The sequence below is a fragment of the Psychrobacter sp. genome (assembly GCF_035469765.1).
Classification (GTDB): domain Bacteria; phylum Pseudomonadota; class Gammaproteobacteria; order Pseudomonadales; family Moraxellaceae; genus Psychrobacter.
Genome location: NZ_DATIRM010000275.1, coordinates 1 through 5,924, shown reverse-complemented (window position 1 = coordinate 5,924; position 5,924 = coordinate 1). Strand labels below are relative to the sequence as shown.

Annotated in this window: 5 protein-coding genes; 1 reads left to right on the top strand and 4 read right to left on the bottom strand. The window is 45.7% G+C overall.

Features of this window, described 5'->3' with window-relative positions:
* From VLN09_RS07815 to rsmH, 4 genes are all read right to left on the bottom strand, one after another.
* The coding region (locus VLN09_RS07815) for a UDP-N-acetylmuramoyl-L-alanyl-D-glutamate--2,6-diaminopimelate ligase (RefSeq protein ID WP_325245282.1) at positions 1-1,535 on the bottom strand (1,535 nt) is incomplete at its 3' end.
* A 68-nt stretch (positions 1,536-1,603) separates the two neighbouring features.
* Positions 1,604-3,691: a penicillin-binding protein 2 gene (locus VLN09_RS07810; RefSeq protein ID WP_325245280.1), complete on the bottom strand. Its 2,088-nt coding sequence runs from the start codon at positions 3,689-3,691 to the stop codon at positions 1,604-1,606.
* Entirely contained in the window at positions 3,688-4,167 is a 480-nt protein-coding gene (gene ftsL / locus VLN09_RS07805) for a cell division protein FtsL (RefSeq protein ID WP_325245278.1), read from the bottom strand. The genes VLN09_RS07810 and ftsL overlap by 4 nt, the downstream gene beginning before the upstream one ends.
* A gap of 213 nt (positions 4,168-4,380) precedes the next feature.
* Complete coding sequence (rsmH, locus tag VLN09_RS07800; RefSeq protein WP_325245286.1) at positions 4,381-5,409, bottom strand: 16S rRNA (cytosine(1402)-N(4))-methyltransferase RsmH; 1,029 nt, start codon at positions 5,407-5,409, stop codon at positions 4,381-4,383.
* A gap of 407 nt (positions 5,410-5,816) precedes the next feature.
* Here rsmH and VLN09_RS07795 point away from each other — a divergent pair.
* The coding region (locus VLN09_RS07795; RefSeq protein WP_414709107.1) for a glutamate--tRNA ligase family protein at positions 5,817-5,924 on the top strand (108 nt) is incomplete at its 3' end.

Genomic DNA, 5,924 nt, shown 5'->3' with positions numbered 1-5,924 from the left:
TCAATATGAGTACGCTGATATTGCTCAATACTCATGCCCACCTGCATGTCTTGCAAAATCATATTTGGGTCTTCGGTACGGGGATTGTCTGCCGTCAAAATGACTTTATCCGCCCCTGCTAGTCCCGCCTGTGCCATCAATGGACGTTTGCCGGCATCACGGTCACCACCGCAGCCAAATACCGCCCATAACTGACCTTTACAATGAGTTTTTAGACTGGCAAGCACTTGGCTTAATGCATCTGGCGTATGAGCATAATCGACGATAAAACAGCCATCATTCGATGGCACACGCTGCATACGTCCAACCGCACCTTGTATCTGCGGAATAATGGCCGCAATGCGCTCCAAACCAATCCCTAATGCTACAGCTGCGGCAATCGCAGCAAGTAAATTTGCCACGTTAAAACGTCCAAGTAATGGACTAACGATATTTAAACTATTAACTTTTTCATTGCCGAAATTTGTACGCAGGCTAATCTCAACACCTTGTAAACTTGGCGTAATGTTAGCTGCGACGAAGGTAGCCGTTTTCGATGGATCTAAGCTGTATGTCCAAACTATCAAATTACTGGCATTTGCCGTATCCAACATTATCTGCGCATAGTCGTCGTCGATATTGATAATAGCGTGTGTCAATTCTGGGAAATGTGCTTTATCAAAGAGTCTAGCTTTTGCGGCGGCATACTCGGCCATATCAGCATGATAATCCAAATGATCACGGCTCAAATTGGTATAAATCGCCACCGATACCGGCATACCTTGCAAACGCTGCTGATTCAAACCGTGCGAGCTTGCCTCTAGCGCCAATAGTTCAGCATTCTCAACACCCATTTGATATAAAAACTGCTGGACTGCCAGCGCGTCAGCAGTGGTATGGCTGGCTTGTACCAAAGCACCAAGTCGACCATTACCCGCTGTACCCATAACAGCACTGCTCATACCAGTGAGCTGCGTTAACTGTGCCACCAGTTGGCTGATGGTGGTTTTGCCATTGGTACCTGTCACTGCGACAACAGTAGGCAACTTCACGGGCTGTGAATACTGCAAACGCACTTGAATAAAACTGCCCAAAAAATCACGAATATTAGGCAGGTATAAAACAGGACAAGGTAGCAAGGCAAGCTGTTGCTCAGCGGAGCTGCTCTCATCTGTTAGCGCAATATTGGCATGTGCTGGCGTATTGGCGGCGCTGATTAAAGCGATAGGATCAATTTCCGATAGGATAAAAGCCGCATTTTTAGCGGCTTGAAAAAGGTAATCACGACTTTTTTGACAGTTGGGTATATGGCTCTTTAGTAAGACAAACACATCATTTGACGCAAGTTGGCGGCTGTCTAAACAAAACTGATTGAATGGAATATCAGTAATCGAATCTGCTGGCTTTGAATCGGACTGAGCGGATGAGCCTTGTGCAGAGGGTGCCATCATCGCAGCCAATGCCTGCTGTAGTTGATGGCTAGCAGTGCTTTTAGCATTAAACAACTGCTGCAACGTGACAGCCACACGGCTTGGCGATGAGATAGACAAGGTCATGAGCGCATCCTAAAAGATTAAAACAAATAAAATAGTTGAAAATCGAGCATTAAAAGAGACTTCGATGACTACTGAGCCTCAGTTTTTAATGGCTTATCTAATGGCACATTATACAAACGCAGCGCCTCTTTCATCACATTATGAAAGACAGGAGCTACGGTCAACCCAGCATAAATCTGACCACGCGGGTCTTCGATTAACATAACGCCGACCAACCGCGGATTCGACGCTGGCGCCATACCCGCAAAGACGTTGCGATATTGGTCAGTATAATAACCGCCTTCGGGATTGATACGGCGCGAAGTACCTGTCTTACCGGCAACACGATACCCATCAATAGCAGCGCCTGTCGCAGTACCACCAGCTTCAGTGACACTTTCCATCATTTGTACGATAGCCATTGCCTGCTCTTGCGCCATAATACGTTTACTTGGCTGCGGTTTATCTTCTTTAATGAGGGTCAAAGGATGCATGACACCGCCTGCTGCTAGCGCTGAATATGCTTGCGCTACCTGTGCCAGCGTCACTTGGATACCATAGCCATAACTGATCGTCGCCCGTCTTGAGGTTTCTTTTTCTTCTGGTGTGACCACAAGTCCACTGCCTTCACCGGGAAATTGCAGCGGTGTTTTTGCCCCAAAGCCAAACTGCTTTTGCATATTGGTAATGCCATCAGCCGGTAGCGACAGTGCAATCTTGGTCGAGGCGACGTTACTCGATTTCTGCAGTAGCGTTGCCAAATTAATCCGCCCCAGATTATCATGGTCACGGATAGTATAGCCACGGACACGAATAGAGCCAGGATTGGTATCAATCAAAGAGGTAGCCGTATACTTGCCTGAATCCAAAGCGGCAGCAACGGTAAATGGCTTCATGACCGAACCGGGCTCAAAGACATCAAGCAGCGCACGGTTACGCTGGTTTTCACCGGTCATCTCATTTAAGTTATTGGAGTTAAATGATGGCCATGTTGATAGCGCGAGCACCTCACCGGTTTGTACATCAACAACCATACCTGTCGACCAGCGTGCTTTTTGCAAGCGCCCTGCTTTTTCCAGCTCTTTATACAGCAGATACTGCAGGCGTGAATCAATCGTCAAGGTCACATCTTTACCAGGTATCTCAGGCTCAACCTGCTTAATCTCTTTTAAGCTATTTTGTTTGGCATCTTTTAATACCAAAACCTTACCATCATCACCTGCTAGCTCTTTTTCATACTGACGCTCGATACCAGCACGTCCTTCATATCCACCTTCAGGGTCACTGGAGTTTTGTCCCATGAAACCCAGTAGCTGCGAGTTAGGCTGCGGCTGTGGATAAAAACGTTGGAAGAAGTTTTTCTCATTAACACCAGGAAAATCAAGCGAGCTGACACTTTGGGCAATCTCTGGCGTCACTTTGTTCAAAAGCGGTAAATAGTGCGAGCCTGCACCCGATGGCAGTGCTGCTTTGACGGCTTCCTCATCAGTTACATCGACACTGGCGTCAATAGCCGTGACTCTCTTGAGCTCATCTACCGAAATATTGGCAGCGGCGGCGAGCGTGGTTAAATCCATATTATCTAAGCGTTTTTGCATACGTGCAATCAGCTGCGGACTATCAGGATTGGTGATAATAATGCGTTTTAGCTCGTAATATTCCCGGGCATAATCGTGCGGGCTAAAAGAGACTGTTGCCAGTGGCGCACTGACTGCCAACGGCAAATTATTACGATCGGTAATCATGCCGCGATAAGATTTTTGCGTGCGTACGCTGGTGATAAGCTCATTGCCTTTGTCTTGATAAAACTGAGCATTGACGATTTGGATATAGTAAGCACGACCGATTAGCGCAACTAAGATGGAAAGCGCCAACGCCCAAATCAGACGAAAACGATTTTTGTCTTGCTCAACACCGCCGCGAGAGGAAGCGCCAGAGGCTTTGCCCAAAAATGCCCTTTTGCTTTTTAGATTTTTGACACTGGTATAGGCGCCCTGCTCTTCATTCTTTTTTAGGCGACTAAATAGTTTGGTTTTACGATTACCAGGGGATTTGTCATCCATTTTACTGCTCGTTTGCCCCGATTTGGCAGCACTGGCACGACGTAACGGCTTGGTCACTTTACCACTAGTAGATTTTTTACTGGCAGGTTTGGCATTGGTTTTTTTATCGCTCATTGCCCTGCCTCCGCAACAGTCGCATCACTTTCAATAATATCAGAGTCATTAGTAGCAACGGTATCTGCAGCAAGATTTTTGGCATCTGGGTCAACCAGTGCGACAGCAGTTGCAGCGCCCGGCTGGATAATCAATTTGTCTTTGAGAGTCGGCGAAAACATGCCCAGCTCGGCAACGGCACGACTGGCAATCTGCGGGGTCGCACTAAAGGTTTGCTGTTCGATGAGCAAACGCTGATGCTCAACTTGGAGCTTGCGCTCTTGTTTTTTCATGTCTTGCAAGGTTTTATAATCCTGATGATATTGCTGAACACCTTCAGCCGTTTTGATGCCACTCCATACAATACTAGCCGCCAACAGTACCAATATAGCCACATAGATATTTGATATTTTAAATTTACGCACAAATAAATCGCCAACATCGGTATTCGATGGCGTTGCGGCGCGGCGGTTTACAGGTTTGTCGGATATTGCCATGACAATCTCAAAAAAGTGAAATTCAAAATATAAAAAGCGATAACCATTTACGAGTTATAAAACCCTTATAAGCCATCAGCACCATCAATAAAAACAATACCAAGCAAAAAAAGTAACTGCTGAGCCTAGCAGATAATGTTTACAGCTTTTTAACAGCCGCGTAATCATTAAAACATTCAGTCATATTTAAGCCACATAACTTAATAATATGGTTTATGGCTCAATATCTGCTAAATAATCAGTATCGGTACGAGTCGCCAATCGCAACCATGCACTACGCGAGCGTGGATTTTGACTTATCTCTGCTTTACTTGGACCGACCCGTTGAGGCTTACTAAAGTAACGTGGACGCTTGGGTGGCATCGGCAAATTCTCATCTTCTGGATATTGCCCTTTACTATGACGCTGCAAAAACTGCTTGATACGGCGATCTTCTAACGAGTGAAAGCTAATCACTGCTAGCTGTCCGCCTGCTTTTAATATCGGAATACTTTGTTCTAAAAAGTTATCGACATCACCAAGCTCGTTGTTAATAAAAATCCGCATCGCTTGAAAGCTCTGGGTCGCTGGATGCTTACCGCGCTGCCAATTAGGATGGGCAACTTTTATCACTTCTGCTAGCTCAAGCGTAGATTTATAACTGTCCATCTGTTTAATCGCACGCGCAATACGGCGGCTATGACGCTCTTCACCAAAATCATAGAGTACATTGGCTAAAGTTTCATCATCGACATTTTCAAGCCACTCAGCGACCGACTGCCCACGACTGGTATCCATGCGCATATCAACCGCGCCATCTCGCATAAAGCTAAAACCACGACTGCCATCATCAATCTGCGGTGATGAGATACCCAAATCTGCCATTAAGCCGTCAACTTGAGTGATACCCATTGCCGCTAGACTGTCCGTCAAAGTCGCAAAGCTATCATGGACTACCCGCACGCGGCTGTCCTTACTTGCCAGCTCTTGCGCCACCTTAATGGCCGTTGGATCTTTATCAAAGACGATTAAGGTTGCGTCATCAGCAAGCTGACTTAATAACAGTCTGCTGTGACCACCGCGCCCAAAGGTCGCATCGACGTAAATGCCGCTTACTTGCAAGCTGCTTTGACTTTCGTCATCTGTTTGCTTCGGTAGCGCTTTGACACCTAATACCGCAGCGACCGCTTCTTGCAATAGCACCGCATCATGGACAAAACTCAATTCGTCAGACGTAGCTTTATCTTTAGCAGACTCTTGCATAAGATTTTGAGTAGAAGTGCTTTCTTCAGAAGACAGACTCGCCGCTGACATAGAATTATCAGGGTCAGAAGGATTGGGATTAGCATTTGGCGTATTTTTTGGCTTAATATTCAGCTTACTATTCGATATGGACACAAACAACTCAATAGATGATGGTCAAATTGACCGGTAATAGTAAAAAATCAGATGAAAATAAACAAGTTATGACTTGTCTAACATTATTATCGCAAGGATACACAGGTAGTCAAGCGCTAGAAGGGCTTTTCGTTAAAAATATCCCATCTCTCTGTTATACTAGCGCTATATTTTACGCTATTTTTCTACTTTGACCGCTATTGTTTCAGTCGTATTTTCATTCAAATTTTAATGATTATTACCCTTGATAACCACATTCTGAGATTCTTATGATGCAAACCTCTAGCCAGAACCCAAATGCTGCCAACAGCAATCGTCCTGTCCGTACTCGTATCGCGCCCTCACCTACTGGCTTCCCGCACGTAGGTACCGCTTATATC